The 16,156-nt window shown below is 40.7% G+C and carries 18 protein-coding genes; 16 read left to right on the top strand and 2 right to left on the bottom strand.

The annotated features are described in order from the left end of the window. The first annotated feature begins 1 nt into the window (after position 1). The 6 genes from AC0VZ5_RS09330 to AC0VZ5_RS09305 all read left to right on the top strand — a co-directional run bounded on the left by AC0VZ5_RS09330 (position 2) and on the right by AC0VZ5_RS09305 (position 5,299). On the top strand, positions 2-1,366 hold the full coding sequence (locus AC0VZ5_RS09330) for a MotA/TolQ/ExbB proton channel family protein (protein ID WP_010388563.1): 1,365 nt from the start codon (positions 2-4) through the stop codon (positions 1,364-1,366). Next, positions 1,366-1,890 carry a MotA/TolQ/ExbB proton channel family protein gene (locus AC0VZ5_RS09325; RefSeq protein ID WP_004588135.1) on the top strand — a complete coding sequence of 175 codons (525 nt, stop codon included), beginning with the start codon at positions 1,366-1,368 and terminating at the stop codon, positions 1,888-1,890. The genes AC0VZ5_RS09330 and AC0VZ5_RS09325 overlap by 1 nt, the downstream gene beginning before the upstream one ends. 14 nt (positions 1,891-1,904) lie before the next feature. Beyond that, positions 1,905-2,309 (top strand): ExbD/TolR family protein, encoded by a 405-nt coding sequence (locus tag AC0VZ5_RS09320; RefSeq protein ID WP_138609413.1) that lies wholly within the window; start codon positions 1,905-1,907, stop codon positions 2,307-2,309. Next, complete coding sequence (locus AC0VZ5_RS09315; protein ID WP_138609411.1) at positions 2,309-2,923, top strand: energy transducer TonB; 615 nt, start codon at positions 2,309-2,311, stop codon at positions 2,921-2,923. The genes AC0VZ5_RS09320 and AC0VZ5_RS09315 overlap by 1 nt, the downstream gene beginning before the upstream one ends. An 11-nt stretch (positions 2,924-2,934) precedes the next feature. Further along, positions 2,935-4,194, top strand: coding sequence for a tetratricopeptide repeat protein (locus AC0VZ5_RS09310; RefSeq protein WP_475472536.1), 1,260 nt, complete (start codon positions 2,935-2,937; stop codon positions 4,192-4,194). Between the two features lie 61 nt (positions 4,195-4,255). Further along, the gene (locus AC0VZ5_RS09305; RefSeq protein WP_475472534.1) at positions 4,256-5,299 is read left to right on the top strand and encodes a hypothetical protein; all 1,044 of its coding nucleotides are present in this window, start codon (positions 4,256-4,258) and stop codon (positions 5,297-5,299) included. A 14-nt stretch (positions 5,300-5,313) separates the two neighbouring features. On the opposite strand, the gene AC0VZ5_RS09300 is transcribed toward AC0VZ5_RS09305, so the two are convergent. Together AC0VZ5_RS09300 and AC0VZ5_RS09295 are read right to left on the bottom strand one after the other, a co-directional pair. After that, complete coding sequence (locus AC0VZ5_RS09300; RefSeq protein ID WP_138609405.1) at positions 5,314-5,640, bottom strand: TraR/DksA family transcriptional regulator; 327 nt, start codon at positions 5,638-5,640, stop codon at positions 5,314-5,316. Between the two features lie 59 nt (positions 5,641-5,699). Continuing rightward, positions 5,700-6,680, bottom strand: coding sequence for a tRNA-dihydrouridine synthase (locus AC0VZ5_RS09295; protein ID WP_475472531.1), 981 nt, complete (start codon positions 6,678-6,680; stop codon positions 5,700-5,702). A gap of 190 nt (positions 6,681-6,870) precedes the next feature. Here AC0VZ5_RS09295 and AC0VZ5_RS09290 point away from each other — a divergent pair, with 190 nt between their 5' ends. From AC0VZ5_RS09290 to htpG, 10 genes are all read left to right on the top strand, one after another. Then, on the top strand, positions 6,871-7,359 hold the full coding sequence (locus AC0VZ5_RS09290) for an HvfA family oxazolone/thioamide-modified RiPP metallophore (protein WP_198523331.1): 489 nt from the start codon (positions 6,871-6,873) through the stop codon (positions 7,357-7,359). A gap of 64 nt (positions 7,360-7,423) precedes the next feature. Further along, positions 7,424-8,281, top strand: coding sequence for an HvfB family MNIO-type RiPP peptide maturase (locus AC0VZ5_RS09285; RefSeq protein WP_138607390.1), 858 nt, complete (start codon positions 7,424-7,426; stop codon positions 8,279-8,281). Positions 8,282-8,335: 54 nt separating this feature from the next. Then, the gene (locus AC0VZ5_RS09280) at positions 8,336-9,088 is read left to right on the top strand and encodes an HvfC family RiPP maturation protein (RefSeq protein WP_475472529.1); all 753 of its coding nucleotides are present in this window, start codon (positions 8,336-8,338) and stop codon (positions 9,086-9,088) included. Positions 9,089-9,160: 72 nt separating this feature from the next. Further along, the gene (locus AC0VZ5_RS09275) at positions 9,161-9,283 is read left to right on the top strand and encodes a hypothetical protein (RefSeq protein WP_008109320.1); all 123 of its coding nucleotides are present in this window, start codon (positions 9,161-9,163) and stop codon (positions 9,281-9,283) included. Between the two features lie 155 nt (positions 9,284-9,438). Further along, the gene (gene apt, locus AC0VZ5_RS09270) at positions 9,439-9,984 is read left to right on the top strand and encodes an adenine phosphoribosyltransferase (protein ID WP_008109316.1); all 546 of its coding nucleotides are present in this window, start codon (positions 9,439-9,441) and stop codon (positions 9,982-9,984) included. Positions 9,985-9,987: 3 nt separating this feature from the next. Next, positions 9,988-12,303 carry a DNA polymerase III subunit gamma/tau gene (gene dnaX / locus AC0VZ5_RS09265; RefSeq protein ID WP_475472526.1) on the top strand — a complete coding sequence of 772 codons (2,316 nt, stop codon included), beginning with the start codon at positions 9,988-9,990 and terminating at the stop codon, positions 12,301-12,303. Positions 12,304-12,363: 60 nt separating this feature from the next. Next, entirely contained in the window at positions 12,364-12,690 is a 327-nt protein-coding gene (locus AC0VZ5_RS09260) for a YbaB/EbfC family nucleoid-associated protein (protein WP_010388590.1), read from the top strand. Between the two features lie 6 nt (positions 12,691-12,696). Continuing rightward, positions 12,697-13,305, top strand: coding sequence for a recombination mediator RecR (gene recR, locus AC0VZ5_RS09255; RefSeq protein ID WP_010388591.1), 609 nt, complete (start codon positions 12,697-12,699; stop codon positions 13,303-13,305). Between the two features lie 102 nt (positions 13,306-13,407). Further along, positions 13,408-14,121 (top strand): RluA family pseudouridine synthase, encoded by a 714-nt coding sequence (locus AC0VZ5_RS09250; RefSeq protein ID WP_475472524.1) that lies wholly within the window; start codon positions 13,408-13,410, stop codon positions 14,119-14,121. 120 nt (positions 14,122-14,241) lie between these two features. Further along, positions 14,242-16,155, top strand: coding sequence for a molecular chaperone HtpG (gene htpG / locus AC0VZ5_RS09245; RefSeq protein ID WP_054201119.1), 1,914 nt, complete (start codon positions 14,242-14,244; stop codon positions 16,153-16,155). The last annotated feature ends 1 nt before the right edge of the window (position 16,156 follow it).

Here is a 16,156-nt window from a genome sequence, read left to right as displayed (position 1 = left end):
AATGAAGAAACTATTTAAAGGTTTTGCTGTTGCAGCAGTACTGTCTGTTTCTGCCGGTACCGCGCTTAATGCACATGCAAATACTGACGCTTTAGATAAAATTCTTGAGCAAGTAAAGCAAGAGCGTATCTCTGAAGGAAAAATCAATAAGCAACGTGAACAAGAGTTCTTGTCAGATCGTGCTGATAAGCAAGCGTTACTTAACAAAGCGAAAAGCCAACTAGCTGCTGAAAAAGCACGTGGTGATCGTCTTAGCAAAGAATATGCACAAAACGAAAATACTTTAGCGGAAAAAGAGCAAGCTCTTCAAAACGCTCAAGGTACGTTAGGTGAAATGTTTGGTGTTGTTCGTCGTGCAGCAGCTGACGCGATTGGTTCAATTGAAGCATCTTTAGTAAGTGCTGAAAAACCAGGTCGTGCTGAAGTACTTCGTTCATTAGCAGCAGCTAAAGAACTTCCAACTGTTCGTGAACTAGAAGAGCTTTGGATTTCACTTCAAACAGAAATGACTGAATCAGCAAAAGTTTCAACGTTTGAAACTGAAGTTGCTGGTCTTGACGGTAACCCGTCTATGAAAAAAGTAACACGTATCGGTAACTTCAACTTAGTTACAGACGACGGATACTTAATCTACTCACCAGAGACTAAATCTATTCAGCCTCTAGGTAAGCAACCTGACAGCTATATCCTTAAAGGTATTTCTGATTTAGAAGGTACTTCAGCTGATAACTATGCTGGCGTATACGTGGATCCTACACGTGGTGCAATTTTACGTATTAACACTCAGAAAAAGTCTCTTATGGAGTACTACGAGCAAGGTGCTGAAGTTGGTTACATCATCACAGTATTACTTGTTGTAGGTCTTTTAATCTTCTTAGTACGTTTCGTTGATTTAGCGCTTACTACTTCTAAGATCAAAGGTCAGCTTAAGAACTTGTCTACACCGAATACAAATAACCCACTGGGTCGTATTCTTAAAGTGTACTCTGACAACAAAAACCAAGATGTTGAAAACCTTGAGCTTAAACTGGATGAAGCGATTCTTCGTGAAACGCCACGCATCGAAGCGGGTATTAACATCATCAAGATCCTTGCTGCTATCGCACCATTACTAGGTCTACTAGGTACGGTAATCGGTATGATCCTAACGTTCCAAACAATCACATTGTTCGGTACGGGCGATCCGAAGATCATGGCTGGTAACATCTCTCTAGCACTTGTAACTACAGCGCTAGGTCTAATTGCAGCTCTACCACTTATCCTACTTCACTCTATTGTTGCAGGTCGTAGTAAGTCGGTATTACACATCCTTGATGAGCAAAGCGCGGGTATCATCGCGACTCACGCGGAGAAGGAGAAAGCCTAATGCTAGTCCTGATGGAGATCTGGGAATCTATCAGGGATTTTGTTGGCACAGGCGGCCAGGTTTTATACGTGGTCGCGATAGCACTCTTTCTTATGTGGGTTTTAATGATTGAGCGCTATTGGTTCCTACTTGCTGAATTTCCTCGTTTAACGAAGGATATTGTAGCCAAGTGGGATGCCCGCCAAGACACTACGTCTTGGTACGCACACAGAATCCGTGAAGCATGGATTTCTGAAGCGTCTGAAAAATTAGATCAGCGTATGTTGTTGATTAAAACATTAGTAGCTGTATGTCCTTTAATAGGCTTACTTGGCACTGTTACGGGTATGATCGCGGTTTTTGAAACCATGGCAACCCAAGGTACAGGTAATGCACGTTTAATGGCATCAGGCATATCAATGGCAACAATCCCAACAATGGCTGGAATGGTTGCGGCACTATCTGGGGTATTCTTTAGCTCACGCCTTGAGGCAAGAGCGAGAATGGTGAAAGCCAAACTTGTAGATAGTATGCCTCATCACTAGAGAGAGAATTAAATATGGCACGTAAACAACGTTTTCGTGAAGAAGAAGAAGCAGCGGTAGATATGACGCCAATGCTTGACATCGTATTTATCATGCTTATTTTCTTTATCGTAACTACATCGTTCGTTAAAGAGGCTGGTATCGAGGTCAATAAACCAAAAGCTGCCCAAGCTACGAAGCAAAAAAATGCTAATATTTTTATTGCTATTCGTAATGACGGTGCAATCTGGATTGATAAACAGCAAGTTGATGTTGAACGTGTTTCAGCAAAAATTGAAAGTTTATTAGCAGAACAACCTACAGATGTTGTAATTTTGCAAGCTGACAAAGAAGCAAAACATGGCACAGTGGTTAAAGTTATGGACCAGATTAAAGCGACAGGTGATAACCTGAGAATTTCAATAGCTGGAGATCAGTAATGATTCGTTTTCTGTTTTCACTGATTGCAGGTGGGGCAGTTACTTTCGGCTTGTTCTACTTCATGGCATACCTCATCTCTGGTGGGGCTGACCGTAATACGGAACAAAAAGAGCAGATCATAGTCGAAATTATGACGAATCCGCCTGAATCTAAGGTGCAGGAGAGGAAGCGTGTACCGCCTCCACCTCCGCCACCGCCAAAGCAGCCGCCTAAACCGCAGCCGCCACAGCCGGAAAACAGCAACCCAAGTACGAGCTTGTCGTTTAATATGCCAAGCATCGATGTGGGAAGCACGGCTGGTGGACTGAGTGGTCCAGGTGCATTTGGACGAGATGGTGATGCGACACCGATCGTTCGTATTGAACCAAAATATCCAACACAAGCAGCACGTGATGGTAAAGAAGGTTGGGTTCAACTTTCATTCACAATTGATGAGTTAGGTGGTGTGACTGACGTTGATGTAATCGACGCAGATCCAAAACGTATCTTTGACCGTGAAGCTAAACGTGCATTGCGCAAGTGGAAATACCGTCCTAAGATAATTGACGGCAAACCACAAAAGCAAGTTGGTTTACAAGTTCAACTAGACTTTAAACTTAACCAAGGCAACTAAGGAGGCGAGTAATGAGAAATTTTTCTAAAGTAACTGCACTTGCAATTCTTATGTCTGTGTCAGGTGCGGCATTAACTGCACCTGTTTTAGCGGCGCCAGATTACGCGAAAATTGAAGAGCGTAAGAAAGCAAAAACTAAAATCATGGGCGAACGTACTGGTAAAAAAGTAATTAAAGCGTTTGATTTGTATAATGAAGATGATGTTGATGGTGCAATTGCTTTATTAAAAGAGTTAGATCCGTCTAACGACTTTGACAAAGCAACTGTTAATCGTTACTTAGGCAGCATGTATGCTCAAAAAGAGCAGTACAAAGTTGCTATTAAGTATATGAAAGCAGCGATTGCACCAGATGTATTAAACTTTGCCGATCAGGCTCAAGGTTTAAAAACCTTAGGTGACATGTATGCAGGTACTGAACAGTACAATGCTGCAAAGCAAGCATATTCTGATTGGATGGACTTTACAGGCGAAGAAGACCCAAAAGTTTACACTCGTATTGCGCAAGCAAGCTATGAGCTTAAACAGTTTAATGAGGTTCTCGAGCCGGCAAACAAAGCAATTAAGTTAGCAAAAGAGCCTAATAAAGCTCCTTATCAACTTAAATTAGCTGCCTATTTTGAGCAAAAGCAATATCAAAATATGGTTAAAGTCGCTGAAGAAATCGTTCGTGTATGGCCTGAAGACAAAAAGTCTTGGGTAGGCTTAGGTAAGTATTATTTACAAACCGAAGAATACAAAAAAGGCCTAGCAACTATGGAAGTTGCTTACAAGAACGGTTACTTTGAAAACGAAGTTGAATACAAAGTTCTAGCTAATTTCTATTCTTTAAATGAAATTCCTTATAAAGCAGCTGTAACGCTTGAAAAGGCCGTTAAAGAAGAAAAAGTTAAACGCACTAAGCAAAACATGAGTGCGATTGCTAGTAACTACCATCGTTCGAAAGATATAGAGAAGGCTGCTAAGTACTACGAAGAAGCTGCTAAATTTGATAATGACGCTGAGCTTTATCGCAAAGCCGGTTCATTACTTCTACAATCTGAAAAATTTAGTGCTGCCGTTGTTCGTTTGAACAAAGCGTTAGAGCTTGGCTCTGACAAAAAAGGTACTATATATTCAGATCTAGCTGAAGCGTTTTACTACCAAGGCAAGTATAAGCAAGCACATGCCGCTATTACTAAAGCTATGGACAATCCAACCACACGTAGATTTGCAAAAGGTTGGGCTACATATATTAAAGATAAAGCCGCTCGCAACGGTGTTAAAATTTAATATTTAATGTACTCTAGTATTTTTAAAAAGCCCCATTGGGGCTTTTTTTATTGGAATTAACATGAACAGAACGCCTATTATTTCATTGCTCTTTTGTTTGCTTTTAGCATCATGCTCAAAGCCAGCTGATTTGTTTTCATCTTATGAAGAGGCACAAAGCGCGTTAATATCACTTAATACGGCTTTAAGTGCACAAAAGAACTTAAACAGTACAGGGCTCAGTAACGAACAACTGCCTTTTACTGATTCATATTTAGCGCGTCGCCACGCTATTTACCAGCAGCTAATGCAAATGAAGTTATCTTCTGCGCAAACCCATCAAGTAAATTATTTGGTGATTGCTGAGCGGTTTCCAGAGCGTTATTTTGCATGGCCTGCACACACTGATGTGTTATCAAACATGCTTTCGATAGTTAAAAATGATGCTCAGTATAAAAACATTGAGCAGTGGCTGATATTTGTTAAATCACAGCTACAAGCCGCTGAGCAAAGTAACTTAAAGCTTAATAAAATAGAGCATAATTATTTAAAGCACTATGTGCAGCAAGCAATTAATAGTACTGACACACCTATTGAGCTTAATGAGTCTCTGAGTGTATTAAATAATTACTTAACGCAGTATAAGCCCAGAGGCAGCATTGGGTTGTCTGGTCTTGCAAATGGCAGCCAGTGGTACCAAAGTAAACTAAATTATTTTGCAAATGATGTACTTTCGCCGCTTGAGTGGCTAAGCCTTATAGATAGTAAATTTAAAACAATGCAAAGCTCAACCGAGCAAATAACGGTGGGTACCTCTGATGTATCGCAGCTTAGCGAAACATTTTTAAAAGAGACGCAACTATTAGGTTTAGATTGGTCAACGGGTTACATGCTATTACCTCAACGTGCTAACAATAAGCAATTAACGGCTGCAAATAAGCGTCTCTATTTAGCGATGATGGAAACTGATCTTGGGGTGCATTACCACGCGTGGACATTATCGCAAGCGCGCTTAAATTTACTAAAACGTTTAAATATTAGTGAAGGAGATGCGAGGATATTAGTTGAGGATATTATTTTTTATCCAGGACAATCATTTAGTTTTGCTTCGCAATTACTTAATTAAACTTAAGTGCGCTACTATTTAGCGCACTTATCACACCGCTGAGTAGCAGGGTCTCTTTCTAAGCGCTGCTCTGATATTTTTTCTTCACAGTCACAGCAGTAGCCATATTGACCAATATCCATTTGGCTAATTGCTGCTTCAAGCTTGTTCATTCGTTCAATTAACGGATTATACTCATTACCTAATTGCTGAGCGGCTAAATCGAGCCATTCTTCATTAGATGTATTGGTTAGGATGCAGAGCAAGTTTTGATGTGTAGGGTGAGTCGATTGTGACAGCAAACCTAATATCGTTGCTTTAACACTTTCTATTTCATCGTTTAGTCGTTGCTTATGATGCATTAGCAGTATAACCCTTAAGTTAATTTGTAGTGATACTGCTATTATCTATTTAGATTTGTTTAGGTGTTATGATTTGCATCAAATTGTGGCGCTTTCGCATATTTCTTTAATACTTCGGCTACCTCATCCTTTGCTTTTAAACGACGAATTTCATCAAATAATAGCCCAGCTTGTGGATATTGGCGTTTTAAATAACCAAGCCATTGCTTTGTTCGAGATGCAAAATATTTATTATCTTTGCTAGCTGTTTGGTGCATAGATGAATGAATAATATGGTGTAAAATATTCTCCCAAGTGAGCTCGTTGTAGCTTTCGTTATTAACTTGCGCTTTAATTTTTCTTGCGAGATCAGGATGTGAAAGGGCGCCACGACCAATCATCAAATCACGACAACCACTGCGTTTTTGGCATAAAAGAGCATCTTCTATTTGCCAAATTTCGCCATTGGCGACCACTGCAATTTTTTTATCTTTGACCAAAGGGGGAATTTTTTCCCAATAGGCGGGTGGATTGTAGCCATCGCGTTTAGTTCTTGCATGTATTGCAATGCTGTTAGCACCCGCGTTAACAACGGCATCGACAATTTCTTGGCTATTACTATCATCATCAAAACCTAAGCGAATTTTAGCACTTACCTCATACTCATCATCAACGGCATCCCTTACCGTTTTTATAATCGAGTACATATGTTCTGGATCTTTGAGTAATACAGCACCGCCTTTGCTTTTATTGACTGTTTTTGCGGGGCAACCAAAGTTTAAATCAACGCCATGAGAGCCTAAGCCAATTGCTTTTACAGCATTTTCTGCTAACACGTCGGCTACTTGGCCTAATAACTGAATACGAACCGGAGTACCGCTACGAGTGAGTCCCGCATTTTTAAGTTCAGGGCAATAACGGTGGAATACTTTATCTGGAAGGCAAGTATCTACAACACGGATAAATTCGGTCACACAAAGATCGAAGCCGCCTATGTCGGTGAGTAGTTGCCGCATTTTAAAGTCAACGACACCTTCCATGGGTGCTAAAATAAGTTTCATAGTGTGATTAATGTATTACTAAAAAAGGAGCGCCAGTTTACCTGTAAATCATAAATTCATAAAACGCTTATTAGCGTTCATAGAAAGTTAAATAACTTATTTGCAAAAAAAATAGAAAATTTGAAAGTTTTTAGTTTAATACCGGTCTACTTTTATAATGATGTTCAACAAGTTTAAAAGGTAATTAAAAATGAATACAATAAAGAAAAACTCAATTGCATTAACATTAGGCGCAGTGGTTGTTGGCAGCGCAAGTATGGCGAGTACTGATGTTCAAGCTAATCCATTTGAGTTTCAACAAATGGTAGCTGGTTATCAATTAGACGCTGGTGAAGGCAAGTGCGGCGAAGGAAAATGTGGCGGCGACGCTAAAGCGAAAAAAGAAGGCAAGTGCGGCGAAGGAAAATGTGGCGGCGACGCTAAAGCGAAAAAAGAAGGCAAGTGCGGCGAAGGAAAATGTGGCGGCGACGCTAAAGCGAAAAAAGAAGGCAAGTGCGGCGAAGGTAAATGCGGCGGTGATGCTAAGGCCAAAAAAGAAGGCAAGTGCGGCGAAGGTAAATGTGGTGGCGATGCTAAGGCCAAAAAAGAAGGCAAATGCGGCGAAGGTAAATGTGGTGGTGATGCTAAGGCCAAAAAAGAAGGCAAGTGCGGCGAAGGTAAATGTGGTGGTAGCCACTAAACTTTTCTTTTTCAGATAAGCGAGAGGGCCATTAGGCCCTTTTTATTTAATATGAGGTTTTATTATGGCTCAAAATCAAACGCCTAACTTTGGCATGGTCGGTTTAGGCTTGCGAAGAGAAATGCTAGATGAGCTTGAGCATGCTATACCAAAACAAATTGAGTTTATGGAAGTGGCTCCAGAGAACTGGTTAAAGCTAGGTGGGCGCTTTGAAAAGCAATTTAAACAGTTAACTAATAATAATCACTTTGTTTGTCATGGTTTGTCACTTTCTATTGGATCGCCTGAGCCGCTTGATATTGAATTTATAAAGTCGTTAAAATCTTTCTTTGATAACCACGATATTAAAGCTTATAGCGAACATTTAAGCTATTGCTCAGGTAAAGGCCATATGTATGACTTAATGCCAATTCCTTTTACTGAAGAAGCGATCAAACATGTCGTTTCTCGGGTTAAACAGGTACAAGATATATTAGAGCGACCACTTGTGCTCGAAAATGTGTCTTATTATGGTGCCCCTGGTCAGCAACTATCGGAGCTTGAATTTACCAATGCTATTTTAGAAGACGCTAATTGCCAGCTGTTGTTAGACGTTAATAATATTTATGTGAACTCGATTAATCATGGCTATGATGCACAAGCGTTTTTAAGTGGGCTACCAACCAATAAAATTGCCTATTGCCATGTTGCAGGTCACTACAATGAAGCTGATGACCTTATTATAGATACTCATGGCGCAGATGTTATTGACCCTGTCTGGCAATTGCTCGATAGCGCATATCAAGCACATGGTGTTTTTCCCACACTGCTAGAGCGAGATTTTAATATTCCACCTATTAACGTGTTAACCAAAGAGCTGGATATAATCCATCAATTACAAGCAAAGCACCTTAAGTTGTTATCAACAGCACAAAGCGCTTAGCCGTTAGTATTTAACAAATACTTGCTATTTCAGGGTTTCAAAAGAGTCGTTATCATGAGTTTTATTGATGTACAAAATGAATTTATGGCCCATATTCGAGAGCCTAATATGCAGCCGTGTCCAACCGATATTGAAGACAGGCGAATGGCCATTTATCGGGATCTGTTTTTTAATAATATTAATGGCTTTGTTTCATCGGCATTTCCAGTTTTAAAAACACTCTATAGTGAGCAACAGTGGCTATTGCTGGTTCGTCAATTTTTTAGTGAACATGATTGCCAGTCTCCTTACTTTTTAGATATTGCTGAAGAATTTATTACCTATTTAATGACAAGCTATGTACCTAAAGAGTCTGATCCGGTATTTATGCTGGCGCTAGCTCATTATGAATGGATTGAGCTTGACGTGTCTGTAATGAAGGCTGACCCCCGTGAGCTCCCTCTAAGCGCTAATAAGCTTACTCATTCTCCTTTGTATTTATCTAAAACAGCGCGTAACTTAAGCTACGACTATCCAGTGCAACATATAAGTGAAGAGTTTCAACCTCAACAGCCTTCAGAGCAGCCGTATTTCTTTGTTGTTTACCGCGATGAGAGTGATGAGGTGCAATTTTTGGTCACCAATGCCATGACCGCCATGCTACTGTCTATTATTGAAAATGAAGCGGGGAGTACGTTTGAGCAGGTTTGCCAACAGGTTAGTGAAAATGCACCACAATTTAATCTTGAGCAAATAACACAAGGGGCACTCAGTACCTTAACAGCTATGGCACAGCGGCAAATTATAGTGACAAAAAATCAAGACTAAGCTCTTTATTGATTATTTCACATCGTCTATTATAGCGCCTTTATTTGTTGTGCTTAATAAAAGGTTGTACCCATGTCAGATGATAAAGACTTTAAAGACCCGTTCAATGCGGCTTACTTTTTTGCATTCTTAGCCGTATTTGCTGGAATAGGGTGTTTAAATGCCATTTTAGGTTGGATCACCAGCTTAACTTAATCAGGTTTTATTTTAAGGCTGTTGTTTTTCATCAGCCTTACATTTTTATCATTTCCCTCTCCCGACACTTTATAATTATCGCAAACTCGCAATTTACGACCACTTAAGGTTATAATCACCTGCTTTGTAATATTAATCATTGAGCAGTTAAAATTATGACTCAAGTAACACCAGCAATTATCAAAAACAGCATTACTACAATTGCTGATTATCCTAAAGCGGGCATTATGTTTCGCGATGTAACAACCCTAATGGCAAACCCTGAAGCGTTTAAAGCAACCATAGATGCATTTATTGACGCTTATAAAGACCAAGGTTTTACTAAAATTATCGGCACTGAATCACGTGGCTTTATTTTTGGTGCTCCGCTATCTTATGCTTTGGGAATTCCTTTTATCCCTGTTCGTAAACCAGGTAAATTACCGCGCGAAGTTATTCGCCAAGATTACCAACTCGAATATGGCGAAGATACACTAGAGCTTCATACTGATGCGATTGTAGCCGGTGATAAAGTCTTGTTAGTTGACGACTTGTTGGCGACCGGTGGTACAATTGAAGCAACAGCCAAGTTGGTTGCAAAATTAGGCGGTAACGCCACAGATGCTGCCTTTGTTGTATCACTTCCAGAGCTTGGTGGTGAGCAACGTATTGAAAAAATGGGCATCAATATTTTAAAATTGGTTGAATTCGAAGGCGAATAATCGATGAGTTATCAGGTTCTAGCGAGAAAATGGCGTCCTCAAACCTTTCATGAATTGGTTGGGCAGTCTCATGTAAAACAGGCGCTGGTAAACGCGCTGACTCAAAATAGACTGCATCACGCTTATTTATTCACTGGAACCCGTGGTGTTGGTAAAACCACCATTGCCCGTATTTTTGCTAAAAGCTTAAATTGTGATGAAGGTATATCTGCCACACCATGTGGTCAATGTAGAAGCTGTGTTGATATAGAGGCAGGGCGCTACATTGATTTACTCGAAATAGATGCGGCCTCACGCACTAAGGTTGAGGATACGCGTGAGATACTTGATAACGTTCAATATGCGCCAACGCGCGGACGTTACAAAGTATATCTAATCGATGAAGTACACATGTTGTCAAAGCACAGCTTTAATGCGTTATTAAAAACGCTTGAAGAGCCGCCTGAGCATGTGAAATTTTTGCTCGCAACCACTGATCCTCAAAAATTACCAGTGACTATTTTATCTCGCTGTTTACAGTTTAATCTGAATGCATTGTCGCAAGCTGAGATTAAGCAACAGCTTGAGCATGTGCTTACCCATGAGCAGCTTAACTTCGATAATGATGCGCTAAGTATTATTGCCAAAGCGGCCGATGGTAGTATGCGAGATGCATTAAGTTTGACCGATCAGGCTATTGCTCAAACAAATGGTGATATTAAAAATCAAGCTGTACAAGACATGCTTGGTTTAATGGACACCCATTACAGTCAAAGTTTACTTGCGGCATTATTAGCGCAAGATGGCACAGCTTTGATGAATGAAGTTGCACAAGTCGCTAGCCGAAATCCAAATTACATTGCGCTGCTTGACGATTTAATTGCGCTAACGCATGTGATTCAATTGAGTCAATTAGTCCCTGAAGCGGCGGCGCTTGATAGCAATAACGCTGATTACATTGAGCATGTTGCAGCGCATACCCATGCCCAACAAATTCAAGTGTATTACCAGTTATTACTCAATGGCAAAAAAGATTTACAATGGGCACCTGAGCCTCGTTTAGGGTTCGAAATGATTATGCTCAGGTTATTGGCATTTGAACCTACGCAGTTGCAAACCAATCAACCTGAACCTAGCTCACAAGCTGCGCCAGAGCAAAATAGTGCAGGGCGTGCTAATGTACTGCGTGATATTTTAAATAAAAATAAACCAGCGCAGAGTAATACATCTCAAACGCAGCCAACAAAAGCCGCTGAGCCTGAGGTTTCACAGCCTGATAATAGCCAAACACAACTTGAGCAAAGTTCGGTACAAAGTCAGCCTCAAATTGTCGATACCCCCGTAATAAGTGATGAACAAGCGCAGCGTCAAAGCGAAGATGATGCCTACATGCAGCACAGTGATGTAGAACAAACCATTGCCGCACAATACGATGATGTAATGAGTAGCGCTGTTGATCAAGGGTTTAATCCTGAGTTAGCAAATGCCACTAGTAACGCAGAACAGTCTGCGTCATCAATGGGTGAGCAAGAAGCGCGAGCACAGTCAGCAATAGCGCGTATTTTACGCGATAGAAACATTTCGGGTGCCGGTAAGCTTTCAAGTGCCGCTATTGAAAAGCCAACTGAAGAAAAACCAGTACCGACAAAATCCGAATTTAGTCGCCCGGTGAGCAATGAAGCACAAACTGTATCGCAGCAGCCACCGCCATGGGATAGTGAGGTGAGCGATGACCTGCAAAAAAAGCCTCAGCTCCCAGCACAGGGGAGCCGAGCTCAGGTAGCAAATAAGCCAGCGAGTAAAGTTGACTTTAAAGCAAAGCATCAAACGATTACTGAAAATTTAGCACCGGAGCTATTAGAGCAAATTAACCCGCAAAAACCAGCACCTGTTGTTGAACAAGAGCCTAGTATTCCCGTACCAGATGATTTTCAAAGCCCAATTAGTGACATTAGATTTGCCCATCAACAAGACGAATGGGCCTATTTAATAAAGCGTATGGGACTTGGCGGACGTATGCGCCAGTTTGCATTGCACTCAATTTTTACCAAACAAGACAATCATTTCCATATTGAAGTAGATGAATCGCAAAAGCACTTAGATACGCCAATGTTACGTCAAAAGTTAAATGTGGCGTTATCTAGTATTTATGGACACAACGTTGAGCTTAATATTGATTTTGCTAGCGGGGTGATTGACTCACCTTATTTGATTCAACAAAAAATTGATGCAGGTCGTCACCAGCAAGCGATTGATGTGATCACCAGCGATGAAAATATAGTACAATTTCAACAGCTATTTAGCGCTGAAATTGACGAAAACAGTATTCAGGCATTGTAATTAACGACCAGTGCCCTTATTTATACTCCAGTTAATGTATTAAAAGAAAGAGAGACGATTATGTTTAAAGGTGGAATGGGTAACATGATGAAGCAAGCGCAGCAAATGCAAGAGCGCATGCAAAAAGCCCAAGAAGAAATCGCAACGATGGAAGTGGTTGGTGAAGCCGGTGCTGGTTTAGTAAAAGTAACCATGCTTGGCAACCACAATGTTCGTCGTGTTGAGCTTGATGAAAGCTTAATGGAAGATGACAAAGACATGATTGAAGATTTACTTGCAGCAGCGTGTAATGATGCTGTTCGCCGTGTTGCTGAAGAAACTCAAGAGCGCATGGGCAAAGTAACAGGCGGTATGCAATTACCACCTGGTATGAAAATGCCGTTCTAAGTAACTATGCAACTTTCAGATAGTTTAACATCACTAATAGAAGCACTTCGTTGTCAGCCAGGTATTGGCCCGAAATCTGCTCAGCGTATTGCATTTCATTTATTAGAGCGCGACCGCAAAGGTGGCACTCAGCTTGGCAATGCGCTAACAAAAGCGATGACGGCTGTAGGGCATTGTCAGTCGTGCCGCACGTTTACCGAGCAAGCACAATGTGATATTTGCTTAAGCACTAAGCGCCAAGACAGCGGCATTTTATGTGTGGTTGAGTCGCCTACAGATGTGTTAGCGATTGAACAAACAGGCCAATACAAAGGACTTTATTTTGTATTAATGGGGCATTTGTCACCGATTGATGGCATAGGCCCTAAAGAAATTGGGCTAGACGTGCTTGAGCAAAAGCTTGCCCATGGCGGTATTAATGAAGTTATATTAGCTACTAACCCTACGGTTGAAGGTGAAACAACGGCTCATTATATTGCCCAGCTTTGTCATAAATACAAAGTGGGTGCATCGCGAATAGCTCATGGTATTCCTGTGGGTGGCGAGCTTGATTTAGTCGATGGCACAACCTTAATGCATGCATTTAGTGGCAGGCGCTTAGTCAGCCATGAATAGTTTATTTTAAGCTTAACTATTTGAACTTACTTTAAAAGCCTACATACATGCTGTAGGCTTTTTTATTGGCCTTAATTGCAATATAAACAAGAATTGGATGGTATGGCTGCAATAACCCAAAGTGCTCATGTGATTGTTGATGACTTTATCGCACCTGTTTGCCATGAACACATAAAAATTATTTATCAAGATGATGATATTTTGTTGATCAATAAACCTAGCGGTTTGTTGAGCTTGTCAGGTAAAAACCCTCTTAACTGGGATTCGGTTCACTATAGGCTTGTTAATGGCCAACAAGGCGTTACCGCAGCGTTTCCTACTGCGATATTACCCCACCGTTTAGATTTAGGTACCTCCGGAGTGATGGTGGTAGCACTTAACGAGCAAGCAGCTAAAGCACTGAATCAGCAATTCCAATCCCGAAGTGTTAAAAAGCAATATCGCGCTATGCTCTCAGGGTTGGTTTCTGAGCCTCAGGGAGAAATTACTGCGCCTGTAGCAAAAGATAAAATGTTATTTCCGAAAGTGAAAATTTGTCACCAGAGCGGCAAACCCTCGCGCACTCAATTTAAAGTGGTTAAACGCTTTAACAAAGAGCAAAAAACTTTGGTCGATTTTACTCCTATAACTGGACGCACTCATCAACTTAGGATACATAGCCTAACGTTTGGCCACCCCATACTAGGATGTGATTTATATAAAAATGATTGCAGTGAGCAGAGTGCTCAACGATTATTATTGCATGCCAGCGATTTATTTTTTGTTCATCCATGCACTGATAAGCCAATGCACGGGCATGCCATAACGCCTTTTTAATTGATTAACCCATTTAAAGTGTCTTTGAATGGGGTTTTTTATTTTTTTTACTTGAACTTCTCACGGCTCACCCCATATTAAGTGCATAACGCAGACACTTTGCAAATTGGAGATACATAAATGACTGCAGCACAAAAAGAAACATTAGGCTTTCAAACAGAAGTAAAACAACTATTAAACTTAATGATTCACTCGCTTTATTCAAATAAAGAAATCTTTTTACGCGAGCTTGTATCAAATGCATCTGACGCAGCCGATAAACTACGCTTTTTAGCCCTTTCAAACGGTGACCTTTATCAAGGTGATGCGGATTTACGCGTACGTATAAGCGCCGATAAAGACGCTAACACAGTGACCATTTCTGATAATGGTATTGGTATGACGCGTGATGAAGTGATCAGCTCATTAGGCACAATTGCTAAGTCGGGTACGGCTGAATTTTTCAAAAACTTAACTGGTGATCAAAGTAAAGACTCACAGCTTATTGGTCAATTTGGTGTTGGTTTTTACTCAGCATTTATTGTTGCTGATGAAGTGACTGTTCGTACTCGTAAAGCAGGAGAGACTACAGCGGTTGAATGGCAGTCAAAAGGTGAAGGCGAGTACACGCTACAAGAAATCGAAAAAGAAGGCCGTGGTACAGACATTATTTTACATCTTCGTGAAGAAGAAAATGAATATGCAGATGAGTGGCGTCTTCGCAGTATCGTAACTAAATACTCTGATCATATTTCTACACCAGTACAGATGTACAAGGCAGAAGTACCTGAGTCTGAAGGTGAAGATGGTGAAAAAATTCCAGCTGTTCCTGGTGAATGGGAAAGCATTAACCGTGCAACTGCATTATGGACACGTGACAAATCAGAAATCTCTGAGGACGAATACAAAGAGTTTTATAAGCATGTAAGCCACGACTGGGAAGATCCGCTTAGCTGGGGACACAATAAAGTTGAAGGTAAAACTGAATACACCAGTTTGTTATACATTCCTAAAAAAGCACCCTTTGATTTATGGAACCGTGAGCGCCAAAGTGGTTTAAAACTTTATGTTCAACGCGTGTTTATTATGGATGACGCTGAACAGTTTATGCCAAGCTACTTACGTTTTGTTAAAGGCTTATTAGACTCAAACGATTTACCACTAAACGTATCGCGTGAAATTTTACAAGACAACAAAGTAACCCAGGCTATTCGCAAGGGGTGTACGTCGCGTATTATTAAAATGCTTGAGCGTATGGCTAAAAACAAAGCCGATGATTACCAAACATTTTGGAATGAATTTGGTCAGGTAATGAAAGAAGGCCCAGCTGAAGATGCGGCCAACAAAGAAAGCATTGCTAAATTACTTCGCTTTTCATCAACGCACACCGACTCAGAAACTCAAGATGTTTCACTTGAGCAATACATTGAGCGCATGAAGGACAGCCAAGATAAAATTTACTATGTGGTTGCTGACTCATTTATTGCTGCTAAAAATTCACCACACTTAGAAATCTTCCGTAAAAAAGGCATTGAAGTATTATTGCTAAGCGATCGTGTAGATGAGTGGATGATGAGCCATTTAACGGAATTTGGCGAAAAGCAATTTCAGTCAATTACCCGTGGTGATTTAGACTTAGGTAAATTAGATGACGAAGAAACTAAAAAAGCACAAGAAGAGTCTGAAAAAGAAGTTGCAGGTTTAGTTGAGCGCATTAAAACTGCATTAGGTGATGATGTTAAAGATGTACGCTTCACTCACCGCTTAACTGACTCACCAGCGTGTGTAGTGAGCGATGACAACGACATGAGCTCGCAAATGCAAAAGCTAATGGAGTCAGTAGGTCAAGCTGTTCCAGAGGCTAAGCCTGTGTTTGAATTAAACCCAGAGCACCAACTGGTTAAGCACTTAAATGATGAGCAAGACGAAGATAAGTTTGCACAGTGGTCACATGTACTACTAGACCAAGCCTTACTTGCAGAGCGCGGTACGCTTAAAGATCCGACTGGATTTGTAACTCGCTTAAATAAACTTATGCTTGATTTAAGCAAATAAG

The sequence above is a fragment of the Pseudoalteromonas sp. QJM3NY_12 genome, assembly GCF_056173165.1.
The sequence above is the reverse complement of the archived record's forward strand: the minus strand, read 5'-3'. Positions and strand labels throughout refer to the sequence as shown.

Bases quoted from the DNA above. Each gene is read 5' to 3' on its own strand.
- AC0VZ5_RS09330 (WP_010388563.1), top strand. From the start codon at position 2: ATGAAGAAACTATTTAAAGGTTTTGCTGTTGCAGCAGTACTGTCTGTT.
- AC0VZ5_RS09325 (WP_004588135.1), top strand. From the start codon at position 1,366: ATGCTAGTCCTGATGGAGATCTGGGAATCTATCAGGGATTTTGTTGGC.
- AC0VZ5_RS09320 (WP_138609413.1), top strand. From the start codon at position 1,905: ATGGCACGTAAACAACGTTTTCGTGAAGAAGAAGAAGCAGCGGTAGAT.
- AC0VZ5_RS09315 (WP_138609411.1), top strand. From the start codon at position 2,309: ATGATTCGTTTTCTGTTTTCACTGATTGCAGGTGGGGCAGTTACTTTC.
- AC0VZ5_RS09310 (WP_475472536.1), top strand. From the start codon at position 2,935: ATGAGAAATTTTTCTAAAGTAACTGCACTTGCAATTCTTATGTCTGTG.
- AC0VZ5_RS09305 (WP_475472534.1), top strand. From the start codon at position 4,256: ATGAACAGAACGCCTATTATTTCATTGCTCTTTTGTTTGCTTTTAGCA.
- AC0VZ5_RS09300 (WP_138609405.1), bottom strand. From the start codon at position 5,640: ATGCATCATAAGCAACGACTAAACGATGAAATAGAAAGTGTTAAAGCA.
- AC0VZ5_RS09295 (WP_475472531.1), bottom strand. From the start codon at position 6,680: ATGAAACTTATTTTAGCACCCATGGAAGGTGTCGTTGACTTTAAAATG.
- AC0VZ5_RS09290 (WP_198523331.1), top strand. From the start codon at position 6,871: ATGAATACAATAAAGAAAAACTCAATTGCATTAACATTAGGCGCAGTG.
- AC0VZ5_RS09285 (WP_138607390.1), top strand. From the start codon at position 7,424: ATGGCTCAAAATCAAACGCCTAACTTTGGCATGGTCGGTTTAGGCTTG.
- AC0VZ5_RS09280 (WP_475472529.1), top strand. From the start codon at position 8,336: ATGAGTTTTATTGATGTACAAAATGAATTTATGGCCCATATTCGAGAG.
- AC0VZ5_RS09275 (WP_008109320.1), top strand. From the start codon at position 9,161: ATGTCAGATGATAAAGACTTTAAAGACCCGTTCAATGCGGCTTACTTT.
- apt (WP_008109316.1), top strand. From the start codon at position 9,439: ATGACTCAAGTAACACCAGCAATTATCAAAAACAGCATTACTACAATT.
- dnaX (WP_475472526.1), top strand. From the start codon at position 9,988: ATGAGTTATCAGGTTCTAGCGAGAAAATGGCGTCCTCAAACCTTTCAT.
- AC0VZ5_RS09260 (WP_010388590.1), top strand. From the start codon at position 12,364: ATGTTTAAAGGTGGAATGGGTAACATGATGAAGCAAGCGCAGCAAATG.
- recR (WP_010388591.1), top strand. From the start codon at position 12,697: ATGCAACTTTCAGATAGTTTAACATCACTAATAGAAGCACTTCGTTGT.
- AC0VZ5_RS09250 (WP_475472524.1), top strand. From the start codon at position 13,408: ATGGCTGCAATAACCCAAAGTGCTCATGTGATTGTTGATGACTTTATC.
- htpG (WP_054201119.1), top strand. From the start codon at position 14,242: ATGACTGCAGCACAAAAAGAAACATTAGGCTTTCAAACAGAAGTAAAA.